This window comes from Cupriavidus sp. GW822-FHT02D05 (genome assembly GCF_058802485.1).
On sequence record NZ_JBXAOE010000010.1, the window covers coordinates 164,449 to 182,577 of the forward strand.

Annotated in this window: 18 protein-coding genes; 13 read left to right on the forward strand and 5 right to left on the reverse strand. The window is 67.8% G+C overall.

Annotated elements, in window-relative coordinates:
• Position 1: 1 nt before the first annotated feature.
• From AC1RQK_RS15455 to AC1RQK_RS15470, 4 genes are all read right to left on the reverse strand, one after another.
• Positions 2 to 970: a TMAO reductase system protein TorT gene (locus AC1RQK_RS15455; RefSeq protein ID WP_492371396.1), complete on the reverse strand. Its 969-nt coding sequence runs from the start codon at positions 968 to 970 to the stop codon at positions 2 to 4.
• A 68-nt stretch (positions 971 to 1,038) separates the two neighbouring features.
• On the reverse strand, positions 1,039 to 2,049 hold the full coding sequence (locus AC1RQK_RS15460; RefSeq protein WP_492371397.1) for an ABC transporter permease: 1,011 nt from the start codon (positions 2,047 to 2,049) through the stop codon (positions 1,039 to 1,041).
• A gap of 10 nt (positions 2,050 to 2,059) precedes the next feature.
• Positions 2,060 to 3,025: an ABC transporter permease gene (locus tag AC1RQK_RS15465; protein ID WP_492371398.1), complete on the reverse strand. Its 966-nt coding sequence runs from the start codon at positions 3,023 to 3,025 to the stop codon at positions 2,060 to 2,062.
• Positions 3,012 to 4,574: a sugar ABC transporter ATP-binding protein gene (locus AC1RQK_RS15470; protein WP_492809684.1), complete on the reverse strand. Its 1,563-nt coding sequence runs from the start codon at positions 4,572 to 4,574 to the stop codon at positions 3,012 to 3,014. The genes AC1RQK_RS15465 and AC1RQK_RS15470 overlap by 14 nt, the downstream gene beginning before the upstream one ends.
• A gap of 172 nt (positions 4,575 to 4,746) precedes the next feature.
• Here AC1RQK_RS15470 and AC1RQK_RS15475 point away from each other — a divergent pair, with 172 nt between their 5' ends.
• From AC1RQK_RS15475 to AC1RQK_RS15525, 11 genes are all read left to right on the forward strand, one after another.
• Complete coding sequence (locus AC1RQK_RS15475; RefSeq protein WP_492809686.1) at positions 4,747 to 5,697, forward strand: LysR substrate-binding domain-containing protein; 951 nt, start codon at positions 4,747 to 4,749, stop codon at positions 5,695 to 5,697.
• 208 nt (positions 5,698 to 5,905) lie between these two features.
• Positions 5,906 to 6,451, forward strand: coding sequence for a RidA family protein (locus AC1RQK_RS15480; protein WP_492371401.1), 546 nt, complete (start codon positions 5,906 to 5,908; stop codon positions 6,449 to 6,451).
• 78 nt (positions 6,452 to 6,529) lie between these two features.
• Positions 6,530 to 7,318 (forward strand): ABC transporter ATP-binding protein, encoded by a 789-nt coding sequence (locus tag AC1RQK_RS15485; RefSeq protein ID WP_492809688.1) that lies wholly within the window; start codon positions 6,530 to 6,532, stop codon positions 7,316 to 7,318.
• Entirely contained in the window at positions 7,315 to 8,619 is a 1,305-nt protein-coding gene (locus AC1RQK_RS15490; RefSeq protein WP_492809690.1) for an ABC transporter permease, read from the forward strand. Before AC1RQK_RS15485 ends, AC1RQK_RS15490 begins: the two co-directional genes overlap by 4 nt.
• The gene (locus AC1RQK_RS15495; RefSeq protein WP_492809692.1) at positions 8,616 to 9,284 is read left to right on the forward strand and encodes a DUF3299 domain-containing protein; all 669 of its coding nucleotides are present in this window, start codon (positions 8,616 to 8,618) and stop codon (positions 9,282 to 9,284) included. The genes AC1RQK_RS15490 and AC1RQK_RS15495 overlap by 4 nt, the downstream gene beginning before the upstream one ends.
• Before the next feature lie 248 nt (positions 9,285 to 9,532).
• Positions 9,533 to 10,435, forward strand: coding sequence for an NAD-dependent epimerase/dehydratase family protein (locus AC1RQK_RS15500; protein WP_492371405.1), 903 nt, complete (start codon positions 9,533 to 9,535; stop codon positions 10,433 to 10,435).
• Positions 10,436 to 10,519: 84 nt separating this feature from the next.
• On the forward strand, positions 10,520 to 11,323 hold the full coding sequence (gene dkgB, locus AC1RQK_RS15505; RefSeq protein WP_492809695.1) for a 2,5-didehydrogluconate reductase DkgB: 804 nt from the start codon (positions 10,520 to 10,522) through the stop codon (positions 11,321 to 11,323).
• Positions 11,324 to 11,689: 366 nt separating this feature from the next.
• Positions 11,690 to 11,944, forward strand: coding sequence for a TRAP transporter large permease subunit (locus AC1RQK_RS15510; RefSeq protein WP_492809697.1), 255 nt, complete (start codon positions 11,690 to 11,692; stop codon positions 11,942 to 11,944).
• Positions 11,945 to 11,954: 10 nt separating this feature from the next.
• Positions 11,955 to 13,031 (forward strand): LacI family DNA-binding transcriptional regulator, encoded by a 1,077-nt coding sequence (locus tag AC1RQK_RS15515; RefSeq protein WP_492371408.1) that lies wholly within the window; start codon positions 11,955 to 11,957, stop codon positions 13,029 to 13,031.
• A 115-nt stretch (positions 13,032 to 13,146) separates the two neighbouring features.
• Entirely contained in the window at positions 13,147 to 13,452 is a 306-nt protein-coding gene (locus AC1RQK_RS15520; RefSeq protein ID WP_492371409.1) for a hypothetical protein, read from the forward strand.
• Between the two features lie 185 nt (positions 13,453 to 13,637).
• On the forward strand, positions 13,638 to 14,486 hold the full coding sequence (locus tag AC1RQK_RS15525) for a transcriptional regulator (protein ID WP_492809699.1): 849 nt from the start codon (positions 13,638 to 13,640) through the stop codon (positions 14,484 to 14,486).
• Between the two features lie 28 nt (positions 14,487 to 14,514).
• Here AC1RQK_RS15525 and AC1RQK_RS15530 read toward each other — a convergent pair whose 3' ends face one another.
• The gene (locus tag AC1RQK_RS15530; RefSeq protein ID WP_492809701.1) at positions 14,515 to 15,525 is read right to left on the reverse strand and encodes a tripartite tricarboxylate transporter substrate binding protein; all 1,011 of its coding nucleotides are present in this window, start codon (positions 15,523 to 15,525) and stop codon (positions 14,515 to 14,517) included.
• A gap of 257 nt (positions 15,526 to 15,782) precedes the next feature.
• Between AC1RQK_RS15530 and AC1RQK_RS15535 the strand changes: the two genes are divergently transcribed.
• Complete coding sequence (locus AC1RQK_RS15535; RefSeq protein ID WP_492371412.1) at positions 15,783 to 16,223, forward strand: DoxX family protein; 441 nt, start codon at positions 15,783 to 15,785, stop codon at positions 16,221 to 16,223.
• Positions 16,224 to 16,275: 52 nt separating this feature from the next.
• Positions 16,276 to 17,883 carry an MFS transporter gene (locus tag AC1RQK_RS15540; protein ID WP_492371413.1) on the forward strand — a complete coding sequence of 536 codons (1,608 nt, stop codon included), beginning with the start codon at positions 16,276 to 16,278 and terminating at the stop codon, positions 17,881 to 17,883.
• Positions 17,884 to 18,129: the final 246 nt, after the last annotated feature.

Below are 18,129 nucleotides of genomic sequence, written 5' to 3' on the forward strand. Positions count from 1 at the left end.
GTCACGGACGATAGTCCTTCGGCGCGGTCACCAGGGAAAGGTCGAGCGTGGCGAGATTGTCGCGCGTGGCCAGGATGGACGGCGTGCGCACGACTGCTGTCGTGCTCTCCTTGCGGGCGGCGGCCACCGCCTGCCTGAGCGCCTCGCGGCCCTGCGTGACGATCTGCTGCACGGACGAGCAGGCCAGCTCGCCGTTCTGCAGCATCTGCTGCGCGGTGGGGCTGAGGTTGGAGGCACTGATCTTCACGCCTTCGCGGTGGGCGGACTTGACCGCCAGCGCCGCGCCCGCCGCCGAGTCATCCACCGCGGAATAGATGCCGTTGAGCTCGGGAAAGCGTTGCAGCCAGTCGTCCACCAGGTTGATGGCGCCGTTTCGCGTGACCGCGCTGCGCGACTCCGCGACCACCTTGATGCCGGGGTATTCCGCCTTGATGGTTTCCAGGAAGCCCTGGCGCCGCAGGTCGGCCCAGGTTTGCCCTTGTTGCTGGGAGATCATGCCCACCGCGCCCTTGCCGTTGAGCGACTTGCCAAGGCACTGCGCCTGCAGGCGGCCCATGTCGTAGTGGTCCGCGCTGATCCTGGAGGCCAGCTTGTCGCTGCTGGGCACGCTGGAGAGGCCCACCACCGGGATGCCCTTGCCAATGGCATGCTCCACCGCGCCGCGGATGGCATCGCCGTTGGTGGCGCCGACGACGACGGCGTCGACCTTGCGCTGTACGAGGTCCTGCAATTGCGAGATCTGGATGTTGACGTTGGCATCGCCGCCAGCGTTGAGCTTGACCAGCGCAACGCCGAGCTTCTTCGCTTCATCCTCCACCCCGTAGGTCATGGAGATCCAGAACGACGATGACAAGTCCGGCGTGGCGTAGCCGATCGTCAGCGCTTTCTGCGCCATGGCCGGCCCGCATGCCAGCAGGGCGCCTGCCAGGGCGACGGCGGCCCGCAGCCGGGGAATGCTGATTCGCTTCATGATTCAAGCTCCTGTTCGATGTCGTTGCAGTGAAGGTAAGGTAAGGTAAGGTAAGGTAAGGTAAGGGTTCAGCCCTGGCGCGATCCCACCCTGCGCATCAGGTATTCGAGCAGGCCTGCGGATACGATGACCGCGCCCAGTACGATCTCGGAGGCAAAGGGCGAGGTGCCTAGCAGGTTCAGCCCGTTGAGCAATGCCTGGATGAACAGGGTGCCCACCATCACCTGCCACACGGCGCCCTTGCCGCCGCTCAGCGCCACGCCGCCGATCACGCACGCGGCAATGGCTTGCAACTCCATGCCCGCGCCGTCGACCGCCACCGCTGCGCCGCTGCGCGCCAGCAGGAACACCGCCGCCAGCCCGGCCAGCGCGCCGCACAGTCCATAGGCCAGCACGCCGGCGGTGCGCACGGGCACGCCTACCAGCAAGGCCGCATCGGGATGGCTGCCGATCATGTAGAACCAGCGGCCGAGTGGCAGGCGCGCGCACAGCAGCCAGGCCAGCGCCGCCACCGGCGCGGCCAGCCACACCATCGCCGGCACACCTAGCCATGCCCCGTAGGCCAGCGACTGGATCACCGTCGCGGGCGGCAGCGGCACCGCATCGACGCCACCGGAGACGATGGTCGATATGCCGCGCACGATCAGCGTGGCGCCCAGCGTGACGACGATCGGCTCCATGCGGCGGCAGGCGATCAGGTAGCCATTGCAAAGCCCCACCGCCAGCCCGGCGCCCGTGCCCAGCAGGATGGCGGGCGCTTCGCCCAACTGCGCGGCCGTCTGCGCGATCACGATGGACGACAGCACCGCCACGGCGCCCACCGAGATATCGAAGCCGCGCGTGACCACCACCAGCATCTGCCCGAGCGCGAGCAACAGCAGCACGGCACTTTGCGAAACGATGTTGGCCAGGTTGTCCGAGGTGGCGAAGCCGGGCGAGATCACGCCCATCACCAGCCACAAGCCCGCGCAGGCGAACAGGCCGGTGGATTTGCGCAGCGCGGGCACGGAGCGCGGCGAGAACGCTGAGAGGGCGGCGCCGGTGCGAGCGTGCAGGGACATCAGTCGTTGCGTGTTCATGTTCATGCGCTCAAGATGCGTTGGCAGGAAGGCTGGGCAGCGGGCGCGCGCGCAGTGAGCGGCCGCGCAGTTGCTGGAGCAGCACGGCCGCGAGGATCAGCACGCCAAGCAGGACGCTCTGGATATAGCTGGGGAAATTGACCAGCACGAGCGCATTGCCCACCATGGCCAGGATCAGGCAGCCAAACAGCGCGTGCAGCGGGCCGCCCTTGCCGCCGGTGAGCGGAATGCCGCCGATGGCGCACGCGGCGATCGCCTCGAAGGGCAGGTTGGGATAGAGGTTGGGCTGGCCCGAGCCGAGCCGCGAGGTCAGCACCGCGCCGGCTATCGCCACCAGCACGGCATTGGCCAGATAGGCCTGCAGCACGCGTGGCTTCACCGCGATGCCCGCCAGGTGCGCGGCCTCCGGGTTGCTGCCCACCAGATACCATTCGCGGCCTGGCGCCGTGTAGCGCGTGAGCGCGCCCACGACCAGCAGCGCGGCGCCGGCCAGCCACAGCGGCAACGGCAGGCCCAGCCACTGTCCCCGGCCCAGCGCGGAAAAGTCCACGCTGGACGGGGCATCCAGCGGCACGCCGCCCACCAGCACGCCGCACAAGCCGTGCACCGCAATCATGGTGCCGAGCGTGGCAAGAAAGGCGGGAATGCGCAAGATGCCAACCAGCGTGCCATTGAGCACGCCCAGGGCCAGCACCGACAGCGCGCCGGCGGCAAACGCGCCCCCCACGCCGATGGCCGGCATGCTCAGCACAGCCACCACGCTGAACAGCGCCACCCCGGAGCCCACGGAAAAATCCAGCCCGCGCACCACGATCACCAGGCCCTGGCCGATCGCCACCAGCAGCAGCACCGCCAGCACGCGCGCCAGGTTGAAGATGTTGCCGCTGGTGCCAAAGCGCGGCACCGCGATCACGCAGACCACGAACAGCGCCAGGCAGACCCAGGCCGATGCCGGCCACTTCCTAAGCCAGGCCATGATGTGCCTCCTCACGCGTGGGTTGCTTGCTGTCATCGCCATCGCTGGCGCCGGTGGTGCACGCAATCACCTGGTGCAACGCCACCCCGCGCGCAAACACCCTGGCCATGCGGCCGTGGCGCATCACCACGATGCGATGCGACAAGGCCACCACCTCGTCGATGTCGCTGGACGCCACGATCACGCACACGCCACGGCGCGCCGCGTCCACCAGCGCATCGTGGATGGCCTCGCGGGCGTTCACGTCAACCCCGCGCGTGGGCTCGATCACCACCAGCACCTTCAGCCCGGGCAGCAGCAGGTTGCGGATCACCAGCAGCTTTTGCTGGTTGCCGCCGCTCAGCGCGCTGACGTCCAGCGCCGGATCGCCCGGGCGCACCCGCAGCGACGCGAACAGGCGCTCGCTGGCGCCCACCTCCATGGCATCGGAGACGAAGAGATGATCCGAGATGGATGCGTAGGTGGAGGCCACCGCGTTGGCGGCGCAATTGAGCCCCGGGAAGATGCCGTCGCTGCTGCGGTCGGCCGGGATCAGCCCGACGCCGCCTTGCTTGAAGCGCCGGCGCGACATCGCCGTCAGGTCCAGCTCGTCGACCCGGATGGTGCCGGTGCTGGGGGGGCGGCTGCCGCTCAGCACTTCGCCCAGCTCGATCGCACCCGAGCCGATCAGGCCAGCCAGCCCGACGATCTCGCCTCGCCCCACCGACAGCGTGACGTCGCGCAGCAGATCGCCGCAGGCGATGCCTTCAACCCGCAGCCGCGTGTTGCCTACGACGGGGAGCTCGCGCGCGGGGCGCTCGGCCACCGGCCCCACCATGGCCTCGACGATCTGGTGCGGCGTCATGGCGGCCACCGGCGCCGCATCCACCACGGTAAAGCCATCGCGCAGCACGGTGATGGTGTCGCAGACCTGCTTGATCTCGCCCAGCTTGTGGCTGATGAAGACGATGCCCTTGCCTTCTTCCTTGAGGCGCGCGACAGCGGCGAACAGACGGTCGGCTTCATGCGCGTTAAGCGCGGCGGTCGGCTCGTCGAGGATCAGCACCTCGCACTTGCGCGCCACGCCGCGCGCGATCTCCAGCAACTGCCGCTCGGCCATCGACAGGCCGGACACCAGCTGGCGCGGGTTGAGCGCCAGCCCGATGCGCCGCGCCGTGTCCAGATAGCATTGCAGGGGCAGGCGGGCGCCAGCGTGCAGCGCGCCGGCCCGGGCCACGTCGAAGGCATGCAGGTTTTGTTCCACCGTCAGGTCCGGGAACACGGTGGCATGCTGGTACACGGGAATCACGCCGGCCGCGATGGCGTCGCGCACCGAGCCAAAGGCAGCCGGCTGGCCGCGCAGCACGATGGTGCCCGTATCCGGGCGCAGCGCGCCGACGAGCATCTTCACCAGCGTGCTTTTGCCTGCACCATTTTCGCCCATCAACGCATGCACCTCGCCGGGGCGCACGGTGAGATCGGCGCCGCGCAATGCGCAGGTCGCTCCAAATCGCTTGGAAAGACCGGATACCGAGAGCAGGGGGCGCTCCTCGCCGGGCGTGGTTGTCATATGGGCTCCTTTTTTTGGCTTTGTCTTTTGTCTGGGTCTTTGTTTTTTGCAGATGCTTTTTTTCTTGCCTGAGAGGAATACTCGGCGTCGCGGATCTTTTCAGCAAACGACTTGATTGCACATACGCATGACTTATACTTATGCGTCCATCGCCCTCGCCCCCAGGTGCCGCATGAAACGTTCGCTTCCTCCGCTGGTTTCGCTGCGCGCTTTCGAGGCCGCCGCGCGACACATGAGTTTCACGCTGGCCGCGGACGAGCTGTGCGTGACCCAGAGCGCGATCAGCCGGCATATCAAGAACCTGGAAACGCACTACGGGCTCAAACTGTTCAACCGCCTCACGCGCGCCATCGAACTCACCCCCCAGGGCGCGCGCTTGTTCGACGTGGTGACGCGCTCGCTCGACCAGATCGAGACGGTTGCCCGCGAGCTCACCGGGGCCAGGAACTCGCGCAGCCTGCTGGTCAGCATCCTGCCCACGCTGGCCTCCACCTGGCTGATGCCGAGGCTGGTCAACTTCACGCAGGCGCACCAGGCCATCGAGATCCGGCTGATCACGTCGATCGATCCGGTTTCGTTCGATCGCGACAAAGTGGACGTGGCCATCCGTGTGGGCAAGCCGCCTGGCAAGCGGGCCCGCAAGGGTGCGCCGCGCATCGACCTGGTGATGACGGATGAGTGGAAGGGCGTGGCCACGGAGCCGCTGTTTCCCGACAGCCTGGTGCCCGTATGCAAGCCTGGGCTGGTGAAGGGCCGGCTGCCCGCCAGCCCGGCCGCGCTGGCGCGGCTGCCGCTGATTCACACCGACTCCCGCGCGCATGCCTGGCCCGACTGGTTTGCCGCGTTGGACGTGCCCTACGCGGCCGGCGCGCAGGCCCTGCATTTCGGGCATTTCTTCATGTCGGTGCGGGCCGCCATCGAAGGCCGCGGCATCGCGCTGGTGCCCGATGTGCTGGTGGCCGAGGAGATCGCCTCGGGCAGGCTGGCCGTGCCGGTGCGCGAACGCATCACCAGCGGCGGCGACTACTGCTTGCTGTACCGCAAGGAGCGGGCCGACGACTACGCCATCGCGGCGTTCCGCAACTGGCTGCACGCCGAGGTGGCGGCGATGCCGTCGATCTGAGCTGTCGTTGGACCCACGCATGACCTCAGGGCATGCATGCGGCGCAAGGAGTCATTTGTCCGCGCACAGGGGCGGCTACTAGCATGGGGTCGTGACAATCGCGAACGCGTTCGGTGTTCAGTGTTCTGCGTCCCGCGTTTGCACGGTCCGGCAAGGCAACGCCGCGTTGCCCGGATCCTCCTTCCTTGCTTCTACCGACAGGCCCCCCATGCGCGCAACACGCTTGCTATCGTGTATTTCCATCGCCACCGTCGTCGCTCCGGCACTTTGCATCGCCACGGCCAACGCCGCCGAGCAGATCGTCCGGCATCGCAACCCGGCGCACATGACCGAACCCTGGGCGCGCGAGTTCGCCGAGGCGATCGAGATTCCCGCCAGCGCGGAGCAACTCGTGCTCAGCGGCGTGGGGCCCACGGTGGCGAATGCCTCCGCGCCGCCCGATACCGCGGCCTCCTATGGCGACACCGCAACCCAGACCCGCAACGTGCTCGGCCAGATCGAGCACATCCTCAAGGACCGCGGCTACCAGATGGGCGACATCGTCTCCATGCAGGCGCTGATCGTGGCGGACCCGGCCACGGGCAAGCCGGATTTCACCGGTTTCTCGGGCGTCTATAACCAGTACTTCGGAACCGGCAAGCAGCCCAACGTGCCGGTGCGTACGCGCGCCGAAGTGTTGCGGCTGGTGCCGCCGGGATGGCTGGTCGAGGTCACGGTCACCGCGAGCCGCGTGCCGGCGCGCCCGGCAAGGTAGACGCCGGGGCCGCTTGCCATCTCTTGCCGGGTCGCAGCATAATGCAACACTGTTGCATTATGCTTGGCGAGGTTCTGGATGGCGAATGGTATCGGCGAACGTAGCGAACATGGCGAGCCCAGCAAGGCCGGCGGCGATGCCGTCATCGACCTGCGGGACATCGCATTCACCTGGCCCGCGCAGGCCGCGCCCGGCCTGCGGCTTGACCGGCTCCGGCTGGGCGCGGGTGAGCAGGTGTTCGTGTGCGGGCCCAGCGGCAGCGGCAAGAGCACCTTGCTGTCGATGCTGGCCGGCGTGCTGCTGCCACAGCAAGGCACCGTGCGCGTGCTGGGCACCGCGCTCGACGCGTTATCGGCCTCGCAGCGCGACCGCTTCCGTGCCGATCATGTTGGCCTGGTCTTCCAGCAGTTCAACCTGCTGTCCTACCTGTCGGTCGTGGACAACGTGCTGCTGCCCTGCCGCTTCTCGCCCGCCCGGCGCGAGCGTACGGCGGCGCAGGGCGAGACGCCGGAAGCCGCAGCGCACGCGCTGCTCAGGCAGCTCGACCTGTCGCCGGCCCTGTGGCAGCGCCCTGTCACCCAGCTCTCGGTTGGCCAGCAGCAGCGCGTGGCCGCGGCGCGCGCGCTGATCGGCTGCCCGCAGGTGGTGCTGGCCGATGAGCCCACTTCGGCGCTGGACGCGCCGCGCCAGCAGGCCTTCATGGCGTTGCTGCAGCGCGAATGCGGCACCGCCGGCGCCAGCCTGGTGTTTGTCAGCCATGACGAGCGCTTGTCGGCGAGCTTCGCACAGAGGTTGTCGCTGCCGGCGATCGATACGATGGACGCGACCGGCGCGATCGAGGCTAGTGACGTGATGGCGCCGGCATGATGCTGATGCTATCGATGGCGGCGCGCAGCGCGTGGAACCGCCGCTTCAACCTGCTGCTGATGCTGCTGGCAATAGCCCTGTCCGTTGCCATGCTGCTGGGCGTGGAGCGTATCCGGCATGCGGTGCGGGCGAGCTTCGCGCAGTCGGTGTCCGGCACCGACCTGGTGGTCGGGGCGCGCACCAGCCCGATCCAACTGATGCTCTACACCGTGTTCCACCTTGGCGGGGCCACCAACAACATGCGCTGGGACAGCGTAGAGCGGCTATCGCGGCATCCGGCGGTGGCGTGGACCATTCCGATCTCGCTGGGCGACTCGCACCGCGGCTTCCCGGTGCTGGCGACCACGGCCAGCTACTTCACCCACTACCGCTACGGGGATCGCCGTGCGCTGGAGCTGGCGCAGGGCAGGATCTTCCCGTCGCTGTTCGATGCGGTGCTTGGCGCCGAGGTGGCGAGCCGGCTCGGCTACCGCGTGGGCGACCGCATCGTGCTTAGCCACGGCGACAGCGACGGCGACAGCGACGGCGGTGGCGATGGGCCACATGCCGATCCTGCCGGCCATCATGACCATGCCGACAAGCCCTTCGTGGTCAGCGGCATCCTGGCGCGCACCGGCACGCCGGTGGACCGCACCGTGCATATCTGCCTGGATGCGATGCAAGCCATCCACCTGGGCTGGGAGGGCGGCGTGCCGCTGCCGGGCCTGGCGATCCTGCCGGAGCAGGTGCGCAAGTTCGACCTGACGCCCCATAGCGTGACGGGCGTGCTGGTCGGGCTGAAGCTGCGCTCGCAAGTGTTTGCCGTGCAGCGCGAGATTGCCGAGGACCCGCACGAGCCGCTGACGGCGGTGTTGCCGGGCGTAGCGCTGGATGACCTGTGGCGCGTCATCGGGGTGGCCGAGCGCGCCATGCTGCTGGTGTCGGCGCTGGTGGTGGTGGTCGGGCTGGCGGGGCTGGCGTCCTCCATCCTTGCCGCGCTGGGCGAGCGGCGGCGCGAGCTGGCCATCCTGCGTGCCGTCGGCGCCCACCCGCGCGACCTGCTGGCCATGCTGGCGCTGGAGGGGCTGGTGGTGATGGCCGCCGGTGCCCTGCTCGGGCTCCTGCTGCTGAGCGCGCTGGCAGCGGGGCTTGGGCCCTATCTGGAAGCCACGTACGGCGTGGCCTTGCAAGCGGCCTGGCCGACGCCGGGTGAGTGGCCACTGCTTGGCGCCGCGGTCGCCGCCGGCTTCTGCGTGAGCCTGCTGCCCGGGTGGCGCGCTTACCGCCTCAGCCTGGCCGACGGGCTGATGCCGACCACATGATGATGAACAAGCCCGGCATGACCCCACGTGTGCGGCGTGCCTTGTTTGCGCTCACTGTCATCGGAGTGGCTATTGCTGGCGCGGCGTATTTCTTCCGGCCGTCGGCGCCTGCGCAAGCCAAAGCGGATGCAGCCACTGCCGAGCCGCCCGCTTATGCGATAGGCGAGGCGCTGCAACCCGCGCCCGCCACACCTGACCCCACCTTGCGCGAGATCGGCTGGCAGGCCTTGCTGCCCAAGGGCTGGGATCCACTGGCGCCGTTCAAGGGCCTGCGGCTCGATGAACTGGAGGACGCCGACCCGCGCGCGCAGATCGCCCTGTACAAGGCCCGGCAGTACTGGAAGAACGCACCGGTGGAGCCCTCGCTCGATGGCGCGGCGGTGCGCATAGCGGGCTTTGTCGTCTCGCTCGACGGCGAGGGCGAGGCGATCCGCGAATTTCTGCTGGTGCCGTACTTTGGCGCGTGCATCCATGTGCCGCCGCCGCCCGCCAACCAGGTCATCCTTGTGCGCACGGACAAACCACTGGCGGGGCTGCGCAGCATGGACACCGTGTGGATCAGCGGCGCGATGCGGGTGGAGCGGGCGGACACCATGATGGGCTACGCCGGCTACGCCATGCCGGCGGCAAACGTGCAGCCTTATCTGGCGTCGCCGCGCCGTTAATCGGTGGCGACGATCCGTTCCCGGCCTGGGGCTAAGCACGGCAGCGCAGGCAGCGCGCGCCACATTTTGCGTGCGCGCTGCCCATTCTTGCGCCGGAATCAAATATGTTCTGCACGCCGCACGGTTTTTCTCTGCATGGGTTGCGCGGATACTCGGGTCACGTTCATCCGGCCATGGCCGCCGCCTCACGGTCTCACGGCCCCGCCCCAATCCGGCGCGCTTCACAAGCCCGCTTCCAGGAGCATCCCATGCAAATCTTCATCACCGGCGCGGCCGGCTTTATCGGCGGCTCTGTCGCGGCTCACCTGATCGCAGCCGGGCATAGCGTGCGCGGCCTGGTTCGCAACCCGGCGCAGGCCGCACAGCTGGCCATGCGCGGCGTCGTGCCCGTGCAGGGCACGCTCGACGACGCCGCGCTGCTGACGCGCGAAGCCGCGCAGGCCGACGGCGTGATCAACGCCGCCAGCAGCGACCACCGCGCCGCGGTAGAGGCGCTGCTGGCCGGATTGCGCGGCTCGGGCAAACCGTTGCTGCATACCAGCGGCTCCAGCGTGATCGGCGACGACGCCGGCGGCAATGCCTTGTCGCCGCGTATCTTCGACGAACAGACGCCGTTCGTGGTGGAGCTGGGCAAGCAGGCGCGCCACGCCATCGACCAGATGGTGCTGGCGGCCGCTGCGCAAGGCGTGCGCAGCGCCGTGCTGTGCAACAGCATGATCTACGGCGTCGGCGCCGGGCTGCATGCCGACAGCGTGCAGATTCCGCCGCTGGTGGCGCAGGCCAGGCAAAGCGGCGTGGTGCGCATCGTCGGCGCGGGCGTGAACCGATGGTCCAACGTGCATATCGCCGATGTGGTGGACCTCTATGCGCGCGTGCTCGACAGTGCGCCCGCGGGCGCCTTTTACTTCGTCGAGAACGGCGAGGCTTCGTACGCGGAGATCGGCGCTGCCATTGCCCGGCGGCTTGGCCTCGGGGCCGTGCAGTCCTGGTCAGTCGAAGAGGCCACGCCCATCTGGGGCGAGGGCCAGTCGCGCTACTCCTTCGGCTCCAACAGCCGCGTGCGCGCCCGGCGCGCGCGCTCGGAACTGGGCTGGCAGCCCCGGCACGCGTCGGTGACGGCGTGGATCGAGAACGAGATGCCGCTCGCCTGACGCCCGCCTGAAGCGCGGATTCATTCCGGCCATGGCCGCAGCCGGCCGTGGCCGCCAACGCATGACCTGATATAGGAAAACACAATGTCCATTCCCGCCATTGGCCTCGGCACCTTCCGCCTGCAAGGCCAGACCGTCATCGACTCCGTGCGCAACGGCCTTGACGTTGGCTACCGCGCCATCGATACCGCGCAGATCTACGGCAACGAGGCCGAGGTCGGCCAGGCCATCGCCGAGAGCGGTGTGGCGCGCTCGGCGCTGTTCCTGACGACCAAGATCTGGACCGAGAACCTGTCGCGCGACAAGCTGGTGCCCAGCCTCAAGGACAGCCTTGCCAAGCTGCGTACGGACCATGTCGACCTGACGCTGATCCACTGGCCGTCGCCAGGTGATGGGGTGCCGGTTGCTGAGTTCATGGGCGCGCTGGCTGATGCTCGCGAGCAGGGGCTGACGCGTCAGATCGGGGTGTCCAATTTCACGATCGGGCTGATGCAGCAGGCGATCGACGTGGTGGGGGCGGGTGCCATCGCGACCAACCAGATCGAGTTGCATCCGTTCTTGCAGAATCGCAAGGTGGCTGACTTTGCCCGCAGCCAGGGGATTCCGATCACTTCGTACATGACGCTGGGTTACGGCAAGGTGTTGCAGGATCCGGTGGTGCAGGCGATAGCGCAGCGCAACGAGGCTACGCCTGCGCAGGTGGTGCTGGCTTGGGCTATGCAGCTTGGGCATGCGGTGATTCCTTCCTCTACCAAGCGTGCGAACCTGGAGAGCAACCTGGGTGCGCTTGCGGTGCGGCTGTCTGAGCAGGACATGGCTGCCATCGGTGCGCTGGATCGGGGCGCACGCTTGACCAGCCCGGAGGGGTTGGCGCCTGCCTGGGATTGAGGGCGGTGGCTTGGTTGCTGTATTTGCTGTATTTGCTGTAGTTGCCCGCGCCAGGGCGGTCACGGCCTGAACCACTTCCTTCAGAATGCGCAGCCGGGCACCGCCGCGATGGCGGCGATACCCGGCAAGCCGTCCTCCTTGCATTTGTCTCACGACCATCTATGATTTGTAAATCGATTTAGTAAATCGTTTTACGGAGACGCTTAATACTTGGTGCCGAGTACCGGAGACCAAGTGCGCAAGCGCGGCAATCATGGCGTCAGACGAAGTGCAGCGCGACGCGCCTCGCCGCAGGCTGGTGCCATCCCCCCTGGACTTTGCCGCCGGCGCCGATCCTGTTCGGCCGGCTGCTCATGCCCGGTGCTCATGTCCATTGGCCAGCAGGCCGGCGTGCATCCGCTACACTTCGGCACGGTGATGGTGATTGCCATGGGCTTTGGCCTGTTCATGCCGCCCTCGGGCCCGGGGCTGGTCGCCACTTGCGCGATGGCCGCCACGCGCATGGAGCAGGTGGCGGGGCCGATGCTGAAGTACCTCGCCTTGCTGCCGCTGATCTTGCTGTTGTTGATCCCGACGCCATCGCTGACGCCATGGCTATCCCGCCTGATGACGCTGGCATGAGATCCCGATAATGGCAACCATACAAGATGTCGCCAGGCTGGCGAACGTATCCGTGAGTTCCGTTTCCAACGTGCTCAACGGACGCACCGAACGGCTCAATCCCGCCACGTTCGAGCGGGTGCAGGAGGCCATCCGCACGCTTGGCTTCCGGCCCAGCCAGGTCGCGCGCCAGCTCAAGACCGGCCGGACGCCGATGCTGGGGCTGCTGGTGCCGTCCACCGCCAACCCCATGTACGGCCAGCTCGCGCTGAAGATCGAGGCCGAGGCGCAGCGCCAGAACGGCTACCGCGTGCTGCTGGGCAATACCAACCGGGACCGGGAGCAGGAGTCGCGCATGCTCGACGATCTGCTCTCGTTCGGCGTGCACGGGGTGATCATCGTGTCGTCGCTCACCGACGAGCAGCATTTCCAGGCGGCGACCCGGCAGGGGCTGGCCATGGTCAGCTACGACGGCGGCGCCGACGCGAACATGCCTGCGTACATCGATCATGTGGCGCCCGACAATTTCCAGGCGGGCCATCTGGCCGCGTCGCACCTGATCGAGCTGGGCCACCGGCGCATCGCCTTTGTCATGCCCGCCGGGCGCACGGTGAGCCGCGCGAGCAAGATCGCCGGTTTCCAGGCGGCGGTGAAAGAGGCCGGGCTGGGGGACGCGGCGGTGATAGAGTGCCCGCCCACCGCGCATTACGGCGATGCCGAACTGGCGGAACTGGGCCAAGTCCTGGCGGGGCAGCTGGCGCAGGCCAGCATGCGCCCTACCGGGCTCATCGCGGTCAACGACATGATGGCGATCGGGCTGATGTCCGGCCTGCACCAGGCGGGCCTGTCGGTGCCGGACGACGTCTCGGTGATCGGCATGGACGATATCGGCATGTGCTCGTACACCAATCCCGCGCTGACCTCGGTGGCCATGCCCTTTGACGAGATGGTGCAAGCCATGGTGCGGCGGGTCATGTTGCGGCTGGCGCAACCAGACGAAGCGCCGATCCGCCTGTGCTTTCCCAGCGGGCTGGTGGTGCGCCAGTCCACCGCGAAGCCGCCCGCCGCCACCCGGCTGGCCGGCGCGAGCGCACCAATGCGAGGCTGACGCACGCATGACAAGCCCATGGCCGCGGGGGGGCCGCAGCCATGGGCGGATGGAACCACGCACGCCGTGCGTGGCTGTGGTTGTCACAAATCGACCTGAATCGTGGAGGAACGAGATGGTGCTCGACAAACCGGAACGCCGGCTGGCAGGCCCGGCCAGGACGTATATCGAGGCCGGATATGCCATCGAGGTGGATATCCTGCAGGTGGCGCAAGGCAGTTGGGGAGCGCTGGTCCGCCTGTCAAAGCTGGCCGACGGCCAGGTCCCTGCCGCGCACTTCATGCTCAACCGCACGTTCGAGGACCGCGCCATGGCGTTCTCATACACGCTGGCGCTGACGCGCTCCTGCGTAGCGCAATTCGCACCGGCCTCCGCGACCGAGATTGCCGAGATGCTCAAGACTGGCAAGGCGGACCACTAGGATAGCGGAGGCTATCCAGCATGCAGCAGACGTGGCGCACCACAAATGCCCGGCACGATTCAGCGCCAGCCCTGGCCGGCGCGGGATATCCGGCGAACGATCGCAACGGCACGCGCGCCCCCCGGGCGCCGGCACGCTGCGGCAAGAGCTGAAGAGGGGACCCACCAGGCAATCAGGGGGGCAGCATGGAGAACACCACGGTGTTCACAAGACAGGAACTAGATACTTACTTTGCTTCATATGTGGGGATGGAGGGGGGCAATCCGCGGGCCTCGGTCTGGTTTTGCGACAGGAGCCCGCATCCGTGGTCCGAGCACCTGCGCGCGCCACTCAAGCCGCGCCTGGCGCCGCTGGCCTGGGACGCGGCGTTTCGCGCCGCGCACCGCGCCAGCATGGGCAAATGGCTCAGCCACCAGCGCATCGCCCGCATCATGGCCGCCGCCCGCGCTCAGGTGCTGGGCTTGCGCGACGACGATGCCGGCTGGAAGCCATATTACGAGCACCACCTGTACGCCGCCTGCGGGGCCGAGTTCAAGCTCAACCTGTTTCCCCTGCCCATGCAGCTCGATGGCCTGACCCCCTGGTCCACGGTGTTCCGCGGCCAGCCGGCCCTGGTGCCCAAGGAGCACTACCTGAATCTGTGCCGGCACGGCGGACGCTTCCGCTTCCTGGCCGAGATGTGCGCGCGCTGGCGGCCCAAGGTGGTGGTGTGCCTGGGCCACCGGCATACCGAGGATTTCGTCAACGCGTTCGCGCTGGACTACGCGGCGGTGCGGGACGAGAAACTGCAGCCCGCTGACCTGGTGAAATCACTGCGGGTGTTCACGCGTGACGACATCACCTGGATCATCTGCCCGGCGCTGGCCGGCCCCTCCGGGCTGACCTCCGATGTCTTGCTGAACGCCTTCGGCAAGCTGCTTGCCGCCAGCCTGGACGCGAGCGACTTCGGCGTTGTGCAGACCGGCCGCAAGGCCGTGGGCTTCAGTCCATGGCCGCAGGCCGCGGCTTACCAGCAGGCCGAGCCCATGCGCTGACGTCGCCCTTTCCTTGCATCGATTTGCATCAGTCAGCCTTGAGGCCGATCCGCAGGGCCAGCTTGGTCCATCGCGTGATATCGGCGTTTACCACCCGCTGGAACTCCGCCGGCGTGCTGTGGGTGGTGGCGAAACCCAGGTTCGCCAGGTTGGCCATGACCTCCGGCCTGGCAATGACCCTGGCGATCTCCAGGTTGAGCTTTTGCACGACTTCGGGCGACGTGCCCGCTGGCGCCAGGATGCCGAACCACTGGTCGACGTCGTAGCCCGGCAGGCCAAGCTCGCTGGCCGCGGGCACCTCGGGCAGGAACGGTGAGCGGCCACGGGACGTGACCGCCAGCGCGCGTAGCTTGCCAGTCTTGAGGTAGGGCAGGGTGTTGGTGAGCGTGTTGATGCTGACGTCCGCCTGGCCGCCCAGCACGTCGGTCATGGCGGGTGCGCATCCCTTGTAGGGAATATGCAGCAGATCGGTCCTTGCCGAGATCTTCAGCAACTCGCCCGCCAGGTGCTGCGGCGTGCCGTTGCCGCACGACGCATAGCTGGGCGGCTTGCCCGAGCGCCCGGCAGCGATCAGGTCCTTGACGCTATGGATCGGGGACTGTTCCGGCACGGCGATCACGGACGGCACCGACGCAAACGCGATGACCGCGCTGAAGTCCTTGCCTGGCTCGAAGGGCAGCTTGCGGAACACGCCGGGATTGATGGCGAAGCTGCTGTTGACCACCAGCAGGGTATAGCCATCTGCCGGGCTCCTTGCCACCAGCTCCGCGCCGATATTGCCGCTGGCACCGGGCCGGTTGTCCACCACCACGGCCTGCCCGAGGCTGCGCCCAAGTTCCGTGCCGATCACCCGCGCCAGGGTATCGGTGCCGCCGCCCGGCGGAAATGTCACTACCAGGCGGATTGGCCGCTGCGGGAAGTCGCTAGCGGGGTTGGCGCTGGCATTGGTATTGGTATTGGCCCGGGCCGGCATGCCTGCCAGCGCCGCCCCAAGCAACGAGATCGCCGCGAGGCAGCGTACGACGGATGAGAATTTCATGTGAAGCCATCTTCGGATGACCGACATGATAGAGCAGCATGCGCGCACACACGGCGGCAGGGTTATTGCCGCAGCCGTGCGGCGCTGTGCGGCTTCGGTTCCCTTCGTCCTGGCCCGCGTCGCATCCTACAATCACATGGTGTGACGCCGTCGCGGCTCGTGGCCGGCAGGACGGCTGGCGGCGCGGGCCGTTCCGGTTTTGCGCCTTTGCGGTTAGGCAAGCGAGTTGGCAACTTACCTATCAAGGGGATGCATCGATGGAATCGAGAAGCTCGTACCCCGGGATCTCCCGCGGCAATGGCCTGTCGCGCACCGCGTCCGTCATAGCGTGGATAGGCTTGCTGGGGCTTTGCGCGGCCTATCTGCAGGGCGGCATCAACAAGGCGCTGGATTTCCCCGGCGCCGTGGCGGAACTGGCGCACTTCGGCCTGGCGCCAGCGGCGCCCTTGGCGGCGGCCACCATCGCGCTCGAACTGGGGGCTTCGCTGATGATCCTGCTCGGCTTCTATCGCTGGGCCGGCGCGCTGGCGCTGGCGGTGTTCACCGCCTTTGCCACCCTGATCGCCAACCGGTTCTGGCTGATGGCGCCGCCGGAGCGTTTCATGGCGGCCAATGCCTTCTTCGAACACCTCGGCCTGGTTGGCGGCTTCGTGCTGGTGGCCTGGTACGACCTGCGTCACCGGCGTCATCGTGGCTAGCCTGGCGCGTAGCCGCAGCGGGCCGCCCGGCATCACTGGACCTGGAGTTGAAATGAATCAGGAACTCTCCGGCACCGCGCTGGCGCAGCCTGCGGGCGGGCCGTGGAGCCCCTTGCGCAACAAGGTGTTCCGGGCCATCTGGCTAGCAACCCTGGTCTCCAATATCGGCACCTGGATGCATGATGTGGGCGCCGGCTGGATGATGACCTCGGTCAGCCCGTCGCCGCTGATGGTGGCCCTGGTGCAGGCCGCCACCACGCTGCCGATGTTCCTGTTTGCCCTGCCGTCCGGCGTGCTGGCCGATATCGTGGACCGGCGCAAATACCTGCTGTTTGCCCAGGCCTGGATGCTGGTGGTGGCGACGGCGCTGGGCCTGCTGGCGCTGGCCGGGCTGGTAACGCCGGCGGTCTTGCTGGCCGCCACTTTCCTGCTGGGCACCGGTGCGGCGATGAGCGCGCCGCCGTTCCAGGCCATCGTGCCGGACCTGGTGCCCAAGCCGGAGCTGCAGTCGGCGGTAGCGCTCAACTCGCTGGGGGTGAATATCAGCCGGGCGATCGGGCCCGCCCTGGGCGGCGTCGTGCTGACTCTGTTTGGTCCACCTGCCGTGTTCCTCCTGAATGCGGTGTCGGTGGTGGGCGTGCTGTGGGTGATCTGCCGATGGCAGCCCGCGCAGACCACACGGCGCTTGCCGCCCGAGCATTTCTTCCCGGCCGTGCGGGCGGGCCTGCGCTACGTGCAGGCGGCGCCAGTGCTGCAGGTGGTGCTGGTTCGCGCGGTGGCGTTCTTTGCCTTCGGCAGCGCCGGTTGGGCGCTGTTGCCGCTGGTAGCGCGCAAGGAACTGGCGGTGGGCCCCGGTGGCTATGGGCTGCTGCTGGCGTGCGTGGGCGCCGGCGCGATCGGCGGCGCGCTGATGCTGCCGCGCCTGCGCAAGATGCTCTCGCCCGACTGGCTGGTGCTGGGCGCCAGCGTGATCTTTGCGCTGGCCTTGTTCGCCATGTCGGGCATCAAGCGCTTTGCCCTGATCGCCATCGTGCTGCTGTTCGCAGGCATGGCGTGGATTGTCGTGCTGTCCGTGCTCAATGGCGGTGCGCAGCGCAGTTCCGCCGGGTGGGTCAAGGCGCGGGCGCTGGCGGTCTACCTGCTGGTGTTCTTTGGTTCGATGGCGGCCGGCAGCGCGGTATGGGGACAGGTTGCCTCGCTAGAGGGCACCGCGCCGGCACTGCAGGTGGCCGGCGTGGGCATGCTGCTTGCCGCCGCGCTGGCCATGCGCTGGCGGCTGGCCGATTCTCCCGACCTCGATCTCACCCCGTCGCCACATCATGCGGGCGCGCCGGTGCCTGGCGAGGCAGCGGGCGATCGCGGCCCCGTGATGATCAGCGTCGAGTACTACATCGACAGGGCCAATGCCGCTGCGTTCCATGCCGCCGCCCGTGAGATGCGGCGCGTGCGCCGGCGGGGCGGGGCGCTGTCATGGAGCCTGTTCGAGGACATGGACGAGCCGGGGCGCTATGTGGAAACGTTTGTCATCGAGTCGTGGCTGGAGCATCTGCGCCAGCATGAGCGCTTCAGTGTGAACGACAAGGCGATCCAGGCCCGCGTCCATGCGCTGCACCTGGGGCCGGCGGCGCCCAGGGTCCGGCATTTCGTGTCTCCGCCTTAGCGAGCGCGCGGCAGGCGCCGAGGCATGAAGGACCGCATGCCTTCCTGGCGCAGTTTGCCGGCCCTTGGGCTTTGCGCCGGGCTGTTCTCCAGCAACTACGCGCACCACTGTGGCGCGCCAACGCCTCGTTGCTTCGGGACGTCCCCCCGCGCGCGTCGTAGAATTGCGCCATATACCGCACAACCTACTTCTCGCCCGGCCTGCGCCGCAAGCGCTGCACCGCGCAGTGCAAGGATGATTGACATG

Excerpts from the sequence above, each read along its gene's own strand:
- AC1RQK_RS15465 (WP_492371398.1), bottom strand. The coding sequence starts at position 3,025 with ATGGCCTGGCTTAGGAAGTGGCCGGCATCGGCCTGGGTCTGCCTGGCG.
- AC1RQK_RS15520 (WP_492371409.1), top strand. The coding sequence starts at position 13,147 with ATGGTGCTCGACAAACCGGAACGCCGGCTGGCAGGCCCGGCCAGGACG.
- AC1RQK_RS15540 (WP_492371413.1), top strand. The coding sequence starts at position 16,276 with ATGAATCAGGAACTCTCCGGCACCGCGCTGGCGCAGCCTGCGGGCGGG.
- AC1RQK_RS15510 (WP_492809697.1), top strand. The coding sequence starts at position 11,690 with ATGTCCATTGGCCAGCAGGCCGGCGTGCATCCGCTACACTTCGGCACG.
- AC1RQK_RS15455 (WP_492371396.1), bottom strand. The coding sequence starts at position 970 with ATGAAGCGAATCAGCATTCCCCGGCTGCGGGCCGCCGTCGCCCTGGCA.
- AC1RQK_RS15495 (WP_492809692.1), top strand. The coding sequence starts at position 8,616 with ATGATGATGAACAAGCCCGGCATGACCCCACGTGTGCGGCGTGCCTTG.
- AC1RQK_RS15475 (WP_492809686.1), top strand. The coding sequence starts at position 4,747 with ATGAAACGTTCGCTTCCTCCGCTGGTTTCGCTGCGCGCTTTCGAGGCC.
- AC1RQK_RS15470 (WP_492809684.1), bottom strand. The coding sequence starts at position 4,574 with ATGACAACCACGCCCGGCGAGGAGCGCCCCCTGCTCTCGGTATCCGGT.
- AC1RQK_RS15535 (WP_492371412.1), top strand. The coding sequence starts at position 15,783 with ATGGAATCGAGAAGCTCGTACCCCGGGATCTCCCGCGGCAATGGCCTG.
- AC1RQK_RS15515 (WP_492371408.1), top strand. The coding sequence starts at position 11,955 with ATGGCAACCATACAAGATGTCGCCAGGCTGGCGAACGTATCCGTGAGT.
- AC1RQK_RS15460 (WP_492371397.1), bottom strand. The coding sequence starts at position 2,049 with ATGAACACGCAACGACTGATGTCCCTGCACGCTCGCACCGGCGCCGCC.
- AC1RQK_RS15490 (WP_492809690.1), top strand. The coding sequence starts at position 7,315 with ATGATGCTGATGCTATCGATGGCGGCGCGCAGCGCGTGGAACCGCCGC.
- dkgB (WP_492809695.1), top strand. The coding sequence starts at position 10,520 with ATGTCCATTCCCGCCATTGGCCTCGGCACCTTCCGCCTGCAAGGCCAG.
- AC1RQK_RS15530 (WP_492809701.1), bottom strand. The coding sequence starts at position 15,525 with ATGAAATTCTCATCCGTCGTACGCTGCCTCGCGGCGATCTCGTTGCTT.
- AC1RQK_RS15525 (WP_492809699.1), top strand. The coding sequence starts at position 13,638 with ATGGAGAACACCACGGTGTTCACAAGACAGGAACTAGATACTTACTTT.
- AC1RQK_RS15480 (WP_492371401.1), top strand. The coding sequence starts at position 5,906 with ATGCGCGCAACACGCTTGCTATCGTGTATTTCCATCGCCACCGTCGTC.
- AC1RQK_RS15485 (WP_492809688.1), top strand. The coding sequence starts at position 6,530 with ATGGCGAATGGTATCGGCGAACGTAGCGAACATGGCGAGCCCAGCAAG.
- AC1RQK_RS15500 (WP_492371405.1), top strand. The coding sequence starts at position 9,533 with ATGCAAATCTTCATCACCGGCGCGGCCGGCTTTATCGGCGGCTCTGTC.